Below are 14,983 nucleotides of genomic sequence, written 5' to 3'. Positions count from 1 at the left end.
CCGTCGTACGCCGCGATCGAGGCGGTGTTGACGATGACGCCGCGCTGGCCGTTCTCGTCGGGCTCGGTCTGCGCGATCGCCTCGGAGGCGAGGGCCAGGACCGTGAAGCTGCCGACCAGGTTGATCTGCACGACCTTGGCGTACAGGCCCAGGTCGTGGACGCCCTTGCGACCGAGGATGCGGGCCGACGGGCCGATGCCGGCGCAGTTGACCACGGTACGCAGCGGGGCCGCCTCGGCGGCGAGGGCCACGGCCGCGCGGACCTGCTCCTCGTCGGTGACGTCGGCCGCGACGTACGTGACGCCGTCGACGGCGGGGGCCTGGTCGATCGAGGGCTGCAGATCGATCGCGAAGACCTGGGCGCCCTCCTCGGCGAGGGCGAGGGCCGTCGCGGCACCGAGGCCGGAGGCCCCGCCCGTGACGATGGCGGACGTGTTCTCGAGCTGCATGCTTCTCCTTCGGGGAGGTGGGTGGTGGTCAGCGCGCCAGGTTGCGGCTGATGACGAGGCGTTGGATCTGGTTGGTCCCCTCGAAGATCTGCATGACCTTCGCCTCGCGCATGAAGCGTTCGGCCGGGAAGTCCTTGGTGTAGCCGGCCCCGCCCAGCACCTGCACGGCGTCGGTCGTGACCTTCATGGCGTTGTCGGTGCACACCATCTTGGCGATTGACGCCTGGCGGGAGTATGCGAGGCCCGCGTCCTTGCGGCGGGCGGCGGCGAGGTACGTCGCGCGGGCCGACTCGACCGCGGCCGCCATGTCGGCCAGCACGAACGCCAGGCCCTGGTGGTCGATGATCGCCCGGCCGAACGTCTCGCGCTCCTTGGCGTACGCGATCGCGACGTCGAGCGCCTCCTGCGCCAGGCCGGTCGCGACGGCGGCGATGCCGAGGCGCCCGGCGTCCAGGCCCGCCAGTGCGATCGACAGTCCCTGGCCCTCGTCGCCGAGGCGGCGCTCGACCGGGACGCGGACGTCGTCGAACAGCATCGTCGCGGTCGTCGACGACATCAGGCCCATCTTGTCCTCGGGGGTGTCGGCGGTCAGGCCGGGCGTGCCGGCCGGGACGAGGAAGCAGGAGATGCCGCGGCCGCCGTCGTCGGACGTGCGCGCCATGACCTTGTAGAAGTCGGCCTTGCCGCCGTGCGTCGTCCACGCCTTCGCACCGTTGATGACGTACTCGTCGCCCTCGCGCACCGCCTTGGTGCGCATCGCAGCCGGATCGGACCCGGCGTGCGCCTCGGACAGGCAGTACGCGCCGAGCTGCTCGCCCGACAGCATCCCGGGGAGCCACTGCAGCTTCTGCTCCTCGGTGCCGGCCGTGAAGAGGCCGAAGCAGGACAGGGCGTGCACGCTGACACCGACGCCCACGCTGGCCGAGGCGGAGGCGATCTCCTCGAGGGCCTGGAGATAGACCTCGTACGTCTGTCCGCCGCCGCCGACCTCCTCGGGATACGGCAGGCTCATCAGCCCGGCGCGGCCCAGCGTGCGGAACACGTCGCGCGGGAACTCCGCCCGGGCGTCGAGATCGGCGATGACGGGGCGCAGCTCCTTGCCGACGATGTCGCGGGTCAGCTCGATCAGGTCCTGCGACTCCTCGGACGGCATGAGACGTTCGGCCGGCATGGGTCCTCCTGGGTTGGTGTACGAGCAACTGTACTCCAGGATCTTCTCTGGTACGGTCGTGCCATGGCGACGACGACGCAGATGAGCGGGCGCACCGCCGTGCTCCGGGACGCGATCGTCGAGATCATCCTCGCCGAGGGCTTCCTCGGCGTGCAGATGTCGGATCTCGCCGCCCGGCTCAACTGCTCCAAGTCGACGCTCTACGCCATCGCACCGAGCAAGGAGCAGCTCCTCGTCGCGGTCGTGCGGACATTCTTCCGCCGCGCCACCGAACGGGTCGAGCAGGCCGTCGACCCCGAGGCCCCCGCGATCGAGCGCATCGGGGCCTATCTCAACGCCGTCGCGGTCGAGCTCGCCCCGGCCTCCCCGGCATTCTTCGCCGATCTGGAGCGGTTCACCCCCGCCGGCGACATCTATCGGCAGAACACCCAGATCGCTGCAGCCCGGATCCAGGACCTCGTGCTCGAGGCCGCCCCGGGCATCGACCCGAAGTTCCTCGGAGTCGTCGTCCGCCTCATGATGGAGTCGATCCACCGCGGGGACATCTCCCGCGCGACCGGGCTCGACGACTCGGCGGCGTACCGCGCGCTGGCCGAGCTGATCCTCGCCGGGCTCTCCGGCGGTCCCACTGCTCCCACGACGCCCCATCCCATGAAGAGAAGGAAGTCACCATGATCCGTACCAGCTTCACCGAGCAGTTCGGTGTGGACCACCCGATCCTGTGCGGCGGCATGACGGGCCTCGGCACCGCCGAGCTCATCTCGGCCGTCGCCAACGCCGGCGCGCTGGGCTTCCTGACCGCCCTGACGCAGCCGACGCCTGAGGACCTGGCCAAGGAGATCGCGCGGACCCGCGAGATGACCGACAAGCCGTTCGGGGTCAACCTGACGATCCTGCCGACGATCAACCCCGTGCCGTACGACGAGTACCGCGCCGCGATCATCGATGCCGGCATCACGGTCGTCGAGACCGCCGGCTCGAGCCCCGAACCGCACCTGCCGGACTTCCACGGCGCCAACATCAAGGTCATCCACAAGGCGACCAGCGTCCGTCACGCCCTGTCGGCCGAGCGCAAGGGCGTCGACGCGATCAGCATCGACGGCTTCGAGTGCGCCGGTCACCCCGGTGAGGACGACGTGCCCGGCCTGATCCTGATCCCCGCCGCGGTCCGCGCGCTCAAGATCCCGGTCATCGCCAGCGGTGGGATCGCGTCGGGCGACGGCCTCGCCGCCGCGCTGGCGCTGGGAGCCGTCGCGGTCAACATGGGCACCCGCTTCATGGCCACGACCGAGGCCCCGATCCACGACAACGTCAAGCGGCAGATCGTCGCCAACGATGAGCGCTCGACGGTGCTGGTGTTCCGCAAGTTCCACAACACCGCCCGCGTCGTCCGCAACACGATCTCCGAGGAGATCGTCAAGATCTCCGAGCAGGACGGGGCGACGTTCGACGACATTGCCGAGCTCGCCTCCGGCATGCGCGGACGCAAGAACGTCCTCGCCGAGGGCAACATGGAGGACGGCATGTGGTGGGCCGGCCAGACCCAGGGCCTGATCCACGACGTCGGCACGGTCCAGCAGGTCATCGACGAGGTCATCGCCGACGCCGAGGCCATCATCGGCCGCCTGCCCAGCCTGGTCGTCTGACCCTGCCGGGGCGGTGCGCTGGCGTCCAGCGCACCGCCCGCCCAGGACGTCAGAGCACGTCGCGCATCGGGGGGCGTTCGACGGTCGTCGTCGTCTCCTCCGACAGGCACATCCGGTCCCCGTCGCGGCGGAACACGACGGCCGTACGCTCGACCGTCCGCTCACGACCCGAGGGATCGACCCGCAGCTCGAACGCGGCCTGCACGTGGCGGGTCATGGCGCTGAGGGCGGCGAGGTCCTGGTGGCGGTGCCGGCGCAGGCCCAGGTCGACCTGCGCCATCGCGTCCAGGCCGTGGTCGCGCACGACGTCGATCATCAGCCCGATGTCGACGCCGTAGTCCGAGACGTACGGCACCGACCGCAACGCGTCGACCCGGAACGAGCACTCACCGGCGAGGGGCTGCACGAAGCCGGCCAGCAGGGGGGCGTGGTCCAGGATCAGTGGCCTCGCGACCAGCTCGGTGACCCGCCCACCACCGGACGACCGGGGCGGGCCCGACGCCCACGGCCGGTCGTAGAAGGCCTTGACGAACACCAGCCCGTCCTCCAGCAGCAGCGGGCCGAGCAGGCCGATCACGAAGTCGGCGGTGAACTCCTGGACGTCGGCGTCGAGATAGATCCCGATGTCGCCGTTCATGACCGCCAGCGCCTTCCACATCGCCTCGCCCTTGCCGCTGCGCGTGCCCAGGTGCGGGACGATCTCGTCGACGTGGAACACCTTGGCCCCGGCGTCCCGGGCCAGGTGCGCCGTGTCGTCAGTCGAGTGCGAGTCGATCACGATGATCTCGTCGACCAGCGGGACCTTGTCCATCAGCTCGGTGCGCAGCGTCGTGACGATCGCGCCGACCGTGGCGGACTCGTCCTTCGCCGGGATCAGGACGCTGACCTGCTGGCCGCGCTTGGCCGCCACGAGTGCGGCTGGGTCGAACTGGTCGAACCGGTAGGTGTGCGAGTCGAACCACGCGGACGCCTCACGGTGGAGGTCAGGCAAGGCCGCGCACCGCCCGGCTGGGGGGCCGGTCGCCCCGGATGCTGGCGCTCATCTCCAGCACCCGCAGGGTCCCGGGCACGTCGTGGGAGCGGAACATCGCGGCGCCGGCGGCCGCCGCGATCGCGGTCGCGGCCATCGTGCCCTCGCGGCGCCCGTCGACGGGTCGGTCGAGGGTCTCGCCGATGAAGTCCTTGTTGGACAGCGCCATCAGCACCGGCCAGCCGGTCGCGACCAGCTCGTCGACGCGGCGCAGGAGCTCGAGCCCGTGCCACGTGTTCTTGCCGAAGTCGTGGGTCGGGTCGATCAGGATCCCCTCGCGGGGCACGCCGCGGGCGACGAGCCGGTCGGCGGCCGTCGTGGTCTGCGCGATGACGTCCGCCACGACGTCGTCGTAGTGCACGCGGTGCGGCCGGGTCCGGGGGACGGCCCCTCCGGTGTGTGAGCAGACGAAGCCCAGCCCGTGCTCCGCCGCGACGTCGCCGAGCGCCGGATCGGCCCCGGCCCACGTGTCGTTGACGATGTCCGCGCCCGCCTCGGCGCACTGCCGGCCGACCTCGGCGCGCCACGTGTCGATGCTCAGGACCGCGTCGGGGAACTCCTCGCGCACCGCGGCGAGGAACGGCACGGTGCGCCGGATCTCCTCGGTCGCGTCGACCTCGTCGCCGGGGCCGGCCTTGACGCCGCCGACGTCGATGACGTCGGCGCCGTCGGCGATCGCCGCGCGCACGGCGTCACGCGCTGCCCCGTCGGCGTAGGTCGCCCCCCGGTCGAAGAACGAGTCGGGGGTGCGGTTGACGATCGCCATGACCAGCGCCCGGTCACTGACCAGCCGCCGGCCACGGAACGTGAGGTCGACCGTCATGGCGTCCAGTCTCTCAGAACGCCGTCTGCGCCCTCAGCGCTCGGGCGAGGTCGTCGCGACCCTCCGAGACGTACCGGACGGCGGCCGAGTTGGCTGTCGTCGCCGCCAGCCACGCGTCGACCTTGTCGAGCGTCTGCTGTGTCGGGTTGGCACGCGGGAACAGGTTGATCAGGGCGACCTGACCGATCCAGACCCCCATGTCGTCGATGATCGTCGAGGCCATGTCGAGATAGCGGTCGACGTACGGCTCGAGGATCTCGGCCTGACCCGACACCTGGAACGCCGACGCCGTCGCGCGACGGGTCTCGTTGGGCGTCGAGGGGTCGACGACGGCGATCCGCCACGCCTCCTCCTTGGCCTCGGCGAGCGGGCGGATCGCCCTGGCCGCGGAGGCGTTCTCCTGGCCGGAGATCGTGTTGTCGCGCTCGAGCTCGGCGGCGATCTCGGCCTCGTCGGCCGCGCCCAGGCGCGCCAGCGCCGTGATGACGGTCCACCGCAGGTCGGTGTCGATCGTGAGTCCCTCGAGGGACCCGTCGAGGAGCTCGCGGAGCCGCTCGGGGGCCGAGGCCGTCGAGGCGTACGCCCGCACGAGCGCGAGCTGGTGGTCGCTGCCCGGCTCGGCGGCCTCCATGAGGGCCAGCACACCGGACTCCCAGCGCTCGTGCAGCGCGGGGCGGGACGCGGGGGACGCGTAGAGGTTGACCGCGGTGCTGCCCTGGCGCAGCAGCGAGCTGACCGCGGTCAGGTCGGTCTCCGAGCCGACGCCGGCCAGGACGAGGGTCACGAAGTCGGCCGCCGACAGCTCGGCGTCTCGGGTCATGTCCCACGCCGACCCCCAGCACAGGGCGCGGGGGAGCGAGTCCTCGAACGTCGCGATGCTGTCGACCAGCGTCGCGAACGAGCGCTCGTCGAGGCGGATCTTGGCGTAGGTCAGGTCGTCGTCGTTGAGCAGGACCAGATCGGGCTGGCGCTGGCCGACGAGCTCGGGGATGTCGGTCGACGCGCCCCGGATGTCGGTCTCGACGCGCTGCGTGCGCACGAGCTTGCCGTCGACCCGGTCGTACAGGCCGATCGCGATGCGGTGGCGGCGCAGCGTCGGATAGGCCTCGATCGCGGTCTGCTCGATCGCGAACGACGTGAACGTCGTGCCGGAGCCATCCTCATTCAGCGCTGCGGTCTCGAACGCGGCGCGCAGCGTGTTGACGCCCGACGTCTGCAGCCACTCCTCGGCCCAGTCGCCGAGCTCACGGCCGGAGGCCTGCTCGAGCTCGGTCAGCAGGTCGCTGAGCTCGGTGTTGCCGTAGGCGTGCTTGCTGAAGTAGGCGCGCAGGCCGGCGAAGAAGTCCTTCTCCCCGACCCAGGCGACAAGCTGCTTGAGCGACGAGGCGCCCTTGGCGTACGTGATGCCGTCGAAGTTGGCCTCGACGGCGTGCAGGTCGAAGTTGTCGGCGGCGATGGGGTGCGTCGACGGCAGCTGGTCCTGGCGGTAGGCCCAGTTCTTGCGGGCGTTGGTGAAGCTGGTCCAGGAGTCCGTGAACCGGGTCGCGTTGGCCGAGGCGTGGGACGCGGCGAACTCCGCGAACGACTCGTTGAGCCACAGGTCGTCCCACCACTTCATCGTCACGAGATCGCCGAACCACATGTGGGCCATCTCGTGCAGGATCGTGTTGGCGCGGCTCTCGTACGCCGCGACGGTCTGCCGGCTGCGGAAGATCATCTCGTCGCGGAACGTGACGGCGCCGGCGTTCTCCATCGCGCCCATGTTGTACTCCGGCACGAACAGCTGGTCGTACTTGCCGAACGGGTAGCCCATCTCGAAGGCGCCCTCGAAGAACTCGAAGCCCTGCTTGGTGATGAGGAAGATGTCGTCGGCGTCGAGGTGCTCGCGGACCGACTGGCGGCAGAAGATGCCGAGCGGGATCTCCTCGTAGGCGCCCTGGTAGGAGTCGGTCACCGAGACGTACTCACCGGCGATGATCGCCGTGATGTAGGTCGACATGCGCTTGGTCGGCGCGAAGTGCCACGTCGAGGTCCCCTCGGCGGCGGCCTCCGGCTCGGGGGTCGTCGAGTTCGACACGACGGCCCAGTGCGACGGGGCGGTGACGTGGAACGTGAAGACGGCCTTGAGGTCGGGCTGCTCGAATGTCGCGAAGACCCGGCGGGCGTCCGGGACCTCGAACTGCGTGTAGAGGTAGACCAGCCCGTCGACGGGGTCGACGAAGCGGTGCAGGCCCTCGCCGGAGCGGGAGTAGGCGCACGTCGCCTCGACGACGAGCTCGTTGGACTCGGCCAGACCGGTCAGCGCGATGCGGCTGTCGGCGTAGGCGTCGGTGTCGACGGGCGTCCCGTTGAGCGTGATCGAGGAGATCTCGCCGTCGACGAGGTCGACGAACGTGGACGCGCCGGGGGTCGCGGCGAACCGGATCGTGGTGGTCGAGCCGAAGCGGGTGTCGGAGTCGAGGGTGAGGTCGAGCTGCACGTCGTACGTCTCGGTGGAGACGGTCGAGGCGCGCTCGCTGGCTTCTTCGCGGGTGAGATTCGTACCAGGCATGCCGCCATGCTTTCACGCGACCGTCACCCGGACGAGTCGGGTGGATCGGGCGGGTTCGGGCAGGATGTACGCATGCAGATCCCCTTCGCCACGTCCGAACGCTCGACGATCGGCATCGAGTGGGAGCTGGCGCTGGTCGACTCCGACTCCGGTGACCTCCGGCAGGTCGCGCAGACCGTCCTCGACGCCGTCGCCCCGGCGGACGGCGGGGAGCACCCGCACATCCGCCAGGAGCTGTTGCTCAACACCGTCGAGGTCGTGTCCGGCGTGTGCCACACCGTGGCGGAGGCCGGCGCCGACCTGGAGCGGGCGATCGGGGAGATCCGCGAGGTCACCGACCCGCTGCGGGTCGAGCTGATGTGCGCCGGGACCCACCCGTTCGCGTCCTGGAACCACCAGAAGGTCACCGACAAGGAGCGCTACGCGACCCTGATCGACCGCACCCAGTGGTGGGGACGGCAGATGCTGATCTACGGCGTCCACGTCCACGTCGGGATCGAGGACCGGGACAAGGTCCTGCCGATCAGCCGGGCCATGCTGACGTACTACGGGCACCTGCAGGCGCTCAGCGCGTCCTCGCCGTTCTGGGGCGGCCGGGAGACCGGCTACGCCTCCAACCGGGCGCTGATGTTCCAGCAGCTGCCCACCGCGGGGCTGCCGTTCCAGTTCGAGCAGTGGAGCCAGCTGGAGCACTACGTCGACGACATGCTGCACACCGGCGTGATCGACATCTTCGACGAGATCCGCTGGGACCTGCGGCCGTCGCCCAAGTTCGGCACGCTCGAGGTCCGCATCTGCGACGGCATCCCGTCGATGTCCGAGCTCACGAGCATCGCGGCCCTGACCCACTGCCTGGTGGAGCACTTCTCGTCCGAGCTCGACGCGGGCCGGGAGCTGCCGAGCGTCCCGCCGTGGTTCGCGCAGGAGAACAAGTGGCGCTCCGCCCGCTACGGGATGGACGCGATCCTGATCCTCGACAAGTCGGCCGAGGAGGAGCTCGTCACGACCGACCTGGAGCGCCTGCTGATCCGCCTGGAGCCCGTCGCCGAGCGCCTGGGCTGCACCGAGGAGCTCGGCGGGATCCACGACATCATCGCCGGCGGTGCGTCCTACCAGCGCCAGCGCCGGGTCGCCGAGCTGCACGGCGGCGAGCTCGACGCGGTGGTCGGTTCGCTCGTGGAGGAAATGCGGGCGGGTCGTCCGGTGTTGCACCCGGCATGACTTCAACCGAGACCGTCGACTTCTGGTTCGACCCCCTCTGCCCGTTCGCCTGGATCACCTCCCGCTGGATGCTGGAGGTGGAGCAGGTCCGGGACGTCGAGACGCACTTCCACGTCATGAGCCTGTCGGTCCTCAACGAGGACAAGGACGTGCCGGCGGACTACAAGGAGATGATCCAGCGTGGATGGGGTCCCGTCCGCATCGCGATCGCCGTCGAGCAGCAGCACGGCGCCGCGGCGCTGCGGCCGTTCTACACCGCCATCGGCACGCTCAAGCACAACCAGGGGCGTGACTTCGACAAGGCGGTCTACGAGGAGGCGCTCGCCGAGGCGGGCCTGCCGCTCGAGCTCGCGTCAGCCGCGGACGACACCTCGCTGGACGACGCCGTGCGCGCCTCGCACGCCGACGGGATCGGCCGGGTCGGCGAGGAGGTCGGCACCCCGGTCATCTCGATCGGCGGCACGGCGTTCTTCGGCCCGGTCCTGCAGAGCATCCCGCGCGGTGAGGTGGCCGGGACGGTCTTCGACGGCGCCCGCGCGCTGGCCGGCTTCCCGGACTTCTTCGAGCTCAAGCGCACCCGCAAGGGCGATCTGTCGTTCGACTGACGGTCGCTAGGCTCGGGACATGGCACTGCATCCCCAGTCCCGAGCCTTGCTCGACGCCTTCGCGGCCGACGGCGGTCCGTCGTTGCCCGACGTCGAGGCCGTCCGCGCGTCGGCCCGCGCCGTCGCGCTGGAGTCGACGGAGCGGATCGGGCTGGACCACGTCAGCGACATCGACGCCGACGGCGTGCCGTGCCGGCTCTACCGGCCACGGCCCGGCGCGCCGGTGGCGTTGTACGTCCACGGGGGTGGCTGGGTCCTGCACGATCTCGAGACCCACGACGTGTTCTGCCGCTACCTCGTGCACCGGACGGGCTGGGCCCTGCTGGCGGTCGACTACCGCCGGGCGCCGGAGCACCCGCATCCCGCGCCCCTCGACGACGTGCAGACCGCCGCAGCGTGGATCCGGGCCCACGACCGCGAGCACTGGATCGACGGCTCGTTCCTGCCCGCGATCGGGGACTCCTCGGGAGCCAACCTGGTGGCGGGCCTCTGCGTGCGTGACCCCGGGGCGATCGACTACCAGGTGCTGATCTACCCGCCGGTCGACCGGCGTGCCGAGCTGTCCGGCGAGTCCACCGCGGCGCTCGAGACCCAGCAGATGGACTGGTTCTGGGAGGCGTACGCCCCAGGTGACCGCGGTGACCACCCCGAGGTCTCTGTCCTCAACGCCACCAACCTGGCCGCGCACCCGCCGGCGTTCGTGCTGACCAACGAGCACGACATCCTGCGGGACCAGGCGGAGGTCTACGCCGCGGCGCTCGCCGAGGCGGGCGTCGAGGTCGTCGCCCACCGCGCCCTCGGGATGGTCCACTCCTTCTGGCGCCAGCCGCAGGTGTTCGACGGGGCGCGCGCCGCGGTGACGATGGTCGGCGCCCTGCTCGACAGCCACCGGACGGACGCACGCTGACCGACCGCCGGTCCGCGGCCCCGAGCTCGGCGGAGGCGGCTGAGCGGATCCCGCGACGTGCTGGGAGACTGGGCTCATGCGCGTCCACATCGCCGCCGACCACGCCGGCTTCGAGCTCAAGACCCACCTGATCGCCTGGCTCTCGGCCAACGGCCACGAGCCGGTCGACCACGGCGCCCACACGTACGACGCCGAGGACGACTACCCGCCGTTCTGCGTCGATGCCGCGGCCGCCGCCGTCGCCGACCCGGAGTCTCTCGCGATCGTGATCGGCGGGTCCGGCAACGGTGAGCAGATCGCGGCCAACAAGGTCAAGGGTGCCCGGGCCGCGCTGGCGTGGAGCACCGAGACTGCGTCCCTCGCCCGGCAGCACAACAACGCCCAGGTCGTCGCGGTCGGTGCGCGGATGCACACCGCCGAGGAGGCGACCGCGATCGTCGAGGCGTTCCTCACGACCCCGTGGAGCGATGCGGCCCGCCACCAGCGCCGGATCGACATGCTGCTGGCGTACGAGGAGACCGGCCGGTTTGCCTGAGGGGCACACCCTCCACCGCCTGGCCGGCGAGATGAGCCGGACGTTCGCCGGACGAGCCGTGGACTCCTCCAGCCCGCAGGGCAGGTTCGCCACCGAGGCGTCTCGTCTGGACGGGCGGGTCCTCGAGTCCGCCGAGGCGGTCGGCAAGCACCTGTTCGTGTCCTTCGTCGACGTGCCCGAGCAGGTGCACGTCCACCTCGGGCTGTACGGGTCGTTCGTGATGTCGCCCGGGACCGCCCGCCCGGTCGTCGGCCAGGTCCGCTGGCGGCTCGAGTCCGACGTGACGGCCGACCTGCGGGGACCCAACACGTGCGAGCTGCTGACACCGCCCGAGGTCGACCTGGTCCACGCCCGGCTCGGCCCCGACCCCCTGCGCGACGACAGCGACCCCGACCGGGCGTGGCGCCGGATCCATGCGTCGTCGGTGCCCATCGCGGCGCTGCTGATGGACCAGAAGGTCCTTGCCGGTGTCGGCAACGTCTATCGCGCCGAGATCCTGTTCCGCCACGGCGTGGCGCCGATGACGGCCGGTCGGCGGATCCCCCGCACCCGCTGGGACGCGATGTGGGCCGACCTGCGCCGGCTCATGCTCGAGGGCGTCCGCAGCGGTCGGATCGACACGGTCCGCCCCGAGCACGAGCCGGAGGCGATGGGCCGCGCGCCGCGCGCGGACGACCACGGCGGGGAGGTCTACGTCTACCGCCGTGAGGACCAGGGCTGCCTGGTCTGCGACACGCCGGTGCGGCGGCGCCTCGTGGCCGGGAGAAACCTGTTTTGGTGTCCCTCCTGCCAGCAACGCGGATAGTGTCGTGGGGTGACGAAAAGCTTTCGCCAAGCGCTGCCTTCCGTGGCTGCGTACCTCGACGAGCGCATCGTCCGCTGGCGGACCGGGACGACCGAGGGGCAGGTCGCGGTGGTCGCGGCCCTGGTCGTCCTGTCGACCGCGATCCTGGTCGTCTCGCTGATCAGCTACAACACGTTCCCCGCGGCGACCTTCGTGATCCCACTGCTGCTGGGCAACCTGGCGCTGCGCTACCGGCCCCTGCTGTGCCTCGTGCTCTTCGTCGGGGTCTGCGTCACCGCCACCGTGGCGCAGGAGTCCATCGAGCGGGGCATGACGAGCGGACGCATCAGCACGCTGATCGTCATGGTGATCGTCGCGGTGATCGTGCTCTACGAGTCGAGCCGGCACCGCAGCGGCCTGCCCGGCCCGCTGGGGGAGGCGATGCTCGTCGAGCTGCGTGACCGGCTCCAGGCGCAGGGCGTCGTGCCGCCGCTTCCGGACGGGTGGACGTCCCAGTCGGCGATGCTGACGGCCGGCGGCACCAAGTTCGCCGGTGACTTCCTGGTGGCGGACCTGTCCGATGACGAGACCCGGCTCGAGATGGTCCTGGTCGACGTGTGCGGCAAGGGCGTCGCCGCGGGCACCCAGTCGCTGCAGTTCGCCGGGGCGCTGGGCGGCCTGATCGGTGCACTGCCCCCACTCGGCCTGTTCGCCGCAGGCAACGACTACCTGCTCCGGCAGAACTGGCACGAGGGCTTCGCGACCGCGGTGCACGTGCTGGTCGACCTGCCCACCGGCGACTACACGATCATCAACGCCGGGCACCCGCCCGCGCTGCGGTGGGAGGCCCAGGACTCCGCGTGGTCGGTCGACGGGGCGCGGGGGACGGCGCTCGGCATCACGCAGCGGCCCGACTTCCACCGGACGACCGGCACGCTGGGCCACGGCGACGCCCTGATGTTCTACACCGACGGTGTCGTGGAGACCCGGACCCAGGACTTCACGAGCGGCATCGAGTGGCTGCGTGAGGCCGCCGCGACCATCGTGCGCACGGGCTTCGACCAGGCGCCGCGACGGATCCTCAAGCTCGTGGAGTCCAGCGACGACGACCGCGCGGTGCTGATCCTCAGCCGCGCCGCGGTGCCGAGCCCCCCGGACGAGGGAACTGCGAACCCAGGGCCGCGTCCCAGACGCGTGCTCCCAGGATCCGGCGGCTGGCGATCGACAGTGTGGCGGACGGGGTGACGGTGTAGCGGAATCCGCGGCCGGCGGGAGACGAGTGACTTCTCGATGACCTTCGCCACGGCCTCCGGCCCACCGCCCAGGTGGCGCATCGGTCCGGAGTAGACGTCCTTCGTCACCCGGGCGACGGCGGTGTTGAAGTCGGCGTACGGACCACTGTCCGTGCCCTCCATCGACGCCACCGCGGCAAGGTCGAAGTTGGTCCTGATGAGTCCCGGCTCGACGATGACGACCTGGACCCCGAAGCCCGCGACCTCGAAGCGCAGGGCGTCCGACAGCGCCTCCACGGCGTACTTCGTCGCGTGATAGGCCCCGCCGCCGGGGAAGACCAGCCGTCCACCCATCGAGGAGAGGTTGACGATCCGACCCGCGCCCTGCGAGCGCATCGCGGGCAGGACGAGCTGGCACATCCGCAGCAACCCGAAGACGTTGGTCTCGAACTGGCGACGCACGTCGTCCAGGTCGAGCGTCTCGACCGCACCGGACTGCGAGTACCCGGCGTTGTTGACCAGGGCGTCGATGCGTCCCGTCTCGGCGAGCACGGTGTCGACGGCGGCGGTCATCGACCGCTCGTCCGTGACATCGAGCGCCAGAGCCCGACATCCCGCCGCCACCAGGGCGGTCAACGTCTCCGGACGGCGGGCCGTCGCGTAGACCGTCCAGCCGGACCCGGCCAGCCGCGCTGCCGTGGCCTCGCCGATCCCGGAGGAGCAACCGGTGATGAGGGCGCTCTTCTGTGCGGTCATGGCAGCACTATGGCTTGGAGGGCCCCCCGGTGGAAGGGGGCTGTGGTCTCGCGAGCCTGGACAGGTCGTCCGCTCCGTTCCGGCGGGCACCGCTGCGAAATGACGAAAGGCCCCTCGTGAGGGGCCTTTCAGACGAGCGGACGACGAGACTCGAACTCGCAACATTCTGCTTGGAAGGCAGAGACTCTAGCCAATTGAGTTACGTCCGCAGGTGCCACCGGAGCAGCGGATCCATGATGCCACAGGCGGTCACGCGACCGTGAATCGGTCGGGATCAGCCGGTCGTGATCACGAGGTCGGCGTGGTGCCGGGTCCCGTCGCTCCGGAAGTGTCGGCGCTCCTGCCCGGCCCACACGTCCCAGTACGGGGCGTACGTCTCGCCGTCGCGCGACAGCGCCCGCTCCTTGCGCGCCGCGGTGGGTGCCTCGACCCAGAGCAGGGCGCTGAGGAACGGCCGGATGACCGCGGCGCCGCTGCCGACCCCGTCGAGGAGCAGCAGCCCGCCGGGGACGACCCGCAGGGGAGCGGCGGGGCGGTCGTGGACCCAGCTCCACCGGTCGACCGACCCGATCTCGCCGACCGCGACGTCCTCGAGCGCCCGGGCGACCATCGGCGGCGCCGCGGCCAGCCCGTGCCAGCCCGGATAGATGTCGTCGAGGCGCAGCACCCGGGCGCCCGTCGCGGCGGCCAGGCCGTCGGCGAATGTCGACTTCCCGGACCCACTGGGTCCGTCGACCGCCACTACGGTCGTCGTGCCGCAGGCAGGCTGGCGACCGTCGAGCAGGCGGACGACGGCGTCGTACCGGTGGGGGATCACCGCTCCAGTGTCCACTAGGCTGACCTGGCTACGGGATGTAGCGCAGCTTGGTAGCGCGCGCCGTTTGGGGCGGTGAGGTCGCAGGTTCGAATCCTGTCATCCCGACGTAGGAGGGATGACAGGATTCTCGAATCCGGGGTCCCCGCCGCTGTGCGGTGGGGCGCATCCCGACGTAGGAGGGGTGACTCCCACCGACGACAGGTCCGATCGGCCGCCGGAGCCCGGATCAGGCCGATTCCCGTTCATTTCGCCGTCATGAGAGACTGGACGGACGCTTTGACGGCCGCTCGCGGCCGCAGCTGGTCAGCAGACCCCCCACCGAGATCACCCAGGAGTCACCCACGTGAAAAGCACCACCGAGACACTGAGCCCGACACGGGTCAAGCTCACCATCGAGGTGCCGTTCGAGGAGTTCAAGCCCAGTCTTGACGCTGCCTACAAGACCATCGGCTCGCA

15 protein-coding genes, 2 tRNA genes and 1 pseudogene are annotated in these 14,983 nt (G+C 70.7%); 10 read left to right on the top strand and 8 right to left on the bottom strand.

Features of this window, described 5'->3' with window-relative positions:
* A partial coding sequence (locus tag JWQ91_RS13105; protein ID WP_297784823.1) for an SDR family NAD(P)-dependent oxidoreductase occupies positions 1 to 449 on the bottom strand: 449 nt, incomplete at its 3' end.
* Positions 450 to 477: 28 nt separating this feature from the next.
* On the bottom strand, positions 478 to 1,620 hold the full coding sequence (locus JWQ91_RS13100) for an acyl-CoA dehydrogenase family protein (protein WP_297784821.1): 1,143 nt from the start codon (positions 1,618 to 1,620) through the stop codon (positions 478 to 480).
* A 63-nt stretch (positions 1,621 to 1,683) separates the two neighbouring features.
* On the opposite strand from JWQ91_RS13100, the gene JWQ91_RS13095 reads away from it, so the two are divergent.
* On the top strand, positions 1,684 to 2,295 hold the full coding sequence (locus JWQ91_RS13095) for a TetR/AcrR family transcriptional regulator (protein WP_297784818.1): 612 nt from the start codon (positions 1,684 to 1,686) through the stop codon (positions 2,293 to 2,295).
* Positions 2,292 to 3,266 (top strand): nitronate monooxygenase family protein, encoded by a 975-nt coding sequence (locus JWQ91_RS13090; RefSeq protein WP_297784816.1) that lies wholly within the window; start codon positions 2,292 to 2,294, stop codon positions 3,264 to 3,266. Before JWQ91_RS13095 ends, JWQ91_RS13090 begins: the two co-directional genes overlap by 4 nt.
* A 49-nt stretch (positions 3,267 to 3,315) precedes the next feature.
* Here JWQ91_RS13090 and JWQ91_RS13085 read toward each other — a convergent pair whose 3' ends face one another.
* From JWQ91_RS13085 to pepN, 3 genes are read right to left on the bottom strand one after another with little or no spacing between them, the layout of a single operon-like run.
* On the bottom strand, positions 3,316 to 4,257 hold the full coding sequence (locus JWQ91_RS13085; protein ID WP_297784813.1) for a glucosyl-3-phosphoglycerate synthase: 942 nt from the start codon (positions 4,255 to 4,257) through the stop codon (positions 3,316 to 3,318).
* Positions 4,250 to 5,119, bottom strand: coding sequence for a dihydropteroate synthase (gene folP / locus JWQ91_RS13080; protein WP_297784809.1), 870 nt, complete (start codon positions 5,117 to 5,119; stop codon positions 4,250 to 4,252). Before folP ends, JWQ91_RS13085 begins: the two co-directional genes overlap by 8 nt.
* A 13-nt stretch (positions 5,120 to 5,132) precedes the next feature.
* Positions 5,133 to 7,670, bottom strand: coding sequence for an aminopeptidase N (gene pepN / locus JWQ91_RS13075; protein ID WP_297784806.1), 2,538 nt, complete (start codon positions 7,668 to 7,670; stop codon positions 5,133 to 5,135).
* 72 nt (positions 7,671 to 7,742) lie between these two features.
* Between pepN and JWQ91_RS13070 the strand changes: the two genes are divergently transcribed.
* The 6 genes from JWQ91_RS13070 (at position 7,743) to JWQ91_RS13045 (ending at position 12,967) form a co-directional block, all read left to right on the top strand.
* On the top strand, positions 7,743 to 8,891 hold the full coding sequence (locus JWQ91_RS13070; RefSeq protein WP_297784803.1) for a glutamate--cysteine ligase: 1,149 nt from the start codon (positions 7,743 to 7,745) through the stop codon (positions 8,889 to 8,891).
* On the top strand, positions 8,888 to 9,496 hold the full coding sequence (locus tag JWQ91_RS13065) for a disulfide bond formation protein DsbA (protein WP_297784800.1): 609 nt from the start codon (positions 8,888 to 8,890) through the stop codon (positions 9,494 to 9,496). Before JWQ91_RS13070 ends, JWQ91_RS13065 begins: the two co-directional genes overlap by 4 nt.
* Before the next feature lie 19 nt (positions 9,497 to 9,515).
* Positions 9,516 to 10,403, top strand: a complete 888-nt coding sequence (locus JWQ91_RS13060; protein ID WP_297784797.1) for an alpha/beta hydrolase — start codon at positions 9,516 to 9,518, stop codon at positions 10,401 to 10,403.
* Between the two features lie 76 nt (positions 10,404 to 10,479).
* A complete protein-coding gene (locus tag JWQ91_RS13055; RefSeq protein ID WP_297784794.1) occupies positions 10,480 to 10,938 on the top strand; it encodes a ribose-5-phosphate isomerase in 459 nt (152 codons plus the stop codon).
* Positions 10,931 to 11,743: a DNA-formamidopyrimidine glycosylase family protein gene (locus tag JWQ91_RS13050; RefSeq protein WP_366521386.1), complete on the top strand. Its 813-nt coding sequence runs from the start codon at positions 10,931 to 10,933 to the stop codon at positions 11,741 to 11,743. Before JWQ91_RS13055 ends, JWQ91_RS13050 begins: the two co-directional genes overlap by 8 nt.
* A 42-nt stretch (positions 11,744 to 11,785) precedes the next feature.
* Complete coding sequence (locus JWQ91_RS13045) at positions 11,786 to 12,967, top strand: PP2C family protein-serine/threonine phosphatase (RefSeq protein ID WP_297784787.1); 1,182 nt, start codon at positions 11,786 to 11,788, stop codon at positions 12,965 to 12,967.
* Positions 12,968 to 13,218: 251 nt separating this feature from the next.
* Here the strand turns inward: JWQ91_RS13045 and JWQ91_RS13040 are convergent.
* The 3 genes and pseudogenes from JWQ91_RS13040 to JWQ91_RS13030 form a co-directional block, all read right to left on the bottom strand.
* Positions 13,219 to 13,710: pseudogene (locus tag JWQ91_RS13040) on the bottom strand (SDR family NAD(P)-dependent oxidoreductase); the annotation flags it as partial.
* A 135-nt stretch (positions 13,711 to 13,845) separates the two neighbouring features.
* Positions 13,846 to 13,919, bottom strand: a tRNA-Gly gene (locus JWQ91_RS13035).
* Between the two features lie 65 nt (positions 13,920 to 13,984).
* Entirely contained in the window at positions 13,985 to 14,527 is a 543-nt protein-coding gene (locus tag JWQ91_RS13030; protein ID WP_297784783.1) for a (d)CMP kinase, read from the bottom strand.
* A 31-nt stretch (positions 14,528 to 14,558) separates the two neighbouring features.
* Between JWQ91_RS13030 and JWQ91_RS13025 the strand changes: the two genes are divergently transcribed.
* Positions 14,559 to 14,632: transfer RNA gene (locus tag JWQ91_RS13025), tRNA-Pro, on the top strand.
* Positions 14,633 to 14,870: 238 nt separating this feature from the next.
* Positions 14,871 to 14,983, top strand: a 113-nt coding sequence (locus JWQ91_RS13020) for a trigger factor (RefSeq protein ID WP_297784826.1), incomplete at its 3' end; no start/stop codon positions are given.

Source organism: Aeromicrobium sp. (assembly GCF_025965075.1).
Taxonomy (GTDB): Bacteria; Actinomycetota; Actinomycetes; order Propionibacteriales; family Nocardioidaceae; genus Aeromicrobium.
The sequence above is the reverse complement of the archived record's forward strand: the minus strand, read 5'-3'. Positions and strand labels throughout refer to the sequence as shown.

What these genes read in the sequence shown, in the direction of transcription:
- JWQ91_RS13100 (WP_297784821.1), bottom strand. Translation starts at nt 1,620, where the DNA reads ATGCCGGCCGAACGTCTCATGCCGTCCGAGGAGTCGCAGGACCTGATC.
- JWQ91_RS13095 (WP_297784818.1), top strand. Translation starts at nt 1,684, where the DNA reads ATGGCGACGACGACGCAGATGAGCGGGCGCACCGCCGTGCTCCGGGAC.
- JWQ91_RS13090 (WP_297784816.1), top strand. Translation starts at nt 2,292, where the DNA reads ATGATCCGTACCAGCTTCACCGAGCAGTTCGGTGTGGACCACCCGATC.
- folP (WP_297784809.1), bottom strand. Translation starts at nt 5,119, where the DNA reads ATGACGGTCGACCTCACGTTCCGTGGCCGGCGGCTGGTCAGTGACCGG.
- pepN (WP_297784806.1), bottom strand. Translation starts at nt 7,670, where the DNA reads ATGCCTGGTACGAATCTCACCCGCGAAGAAGCCAGCGAGCGCGCCTCG.
- JWQ91_RS13070 (WP_297784803.1), top strand. Translation starts at nt 7,743, where the DNA reads ATGCAGATCCCCTTCGCCACGTCCGAACGCTCGACGATCGGCATCGAG.
- JWQ91_RS13065 (WP_297784800.1), top strand. Translation starts at nt 8,888, where the DNA reads ATGACTTCAACCGAGACCGTCGACTTCTGGTTCGACCCCCTCTGCCCG.
- JWQ91_RS13060 (WP_297784797.1), top strand. Translation starts at nt 9,516, where the DNA reads ATGGCACTGCATCCCCAGTCCCGAGCCTTGCTCGACGCCTTCGCGGCC.
- JWQ91_RS13055 (WP_297784794.1), top strand. Translation starts at nt 10,480, where the DNA reads ATGCGCGTCCACATCGCCGCCGACCACGCCGGCTTCGAGCTCAAGACC.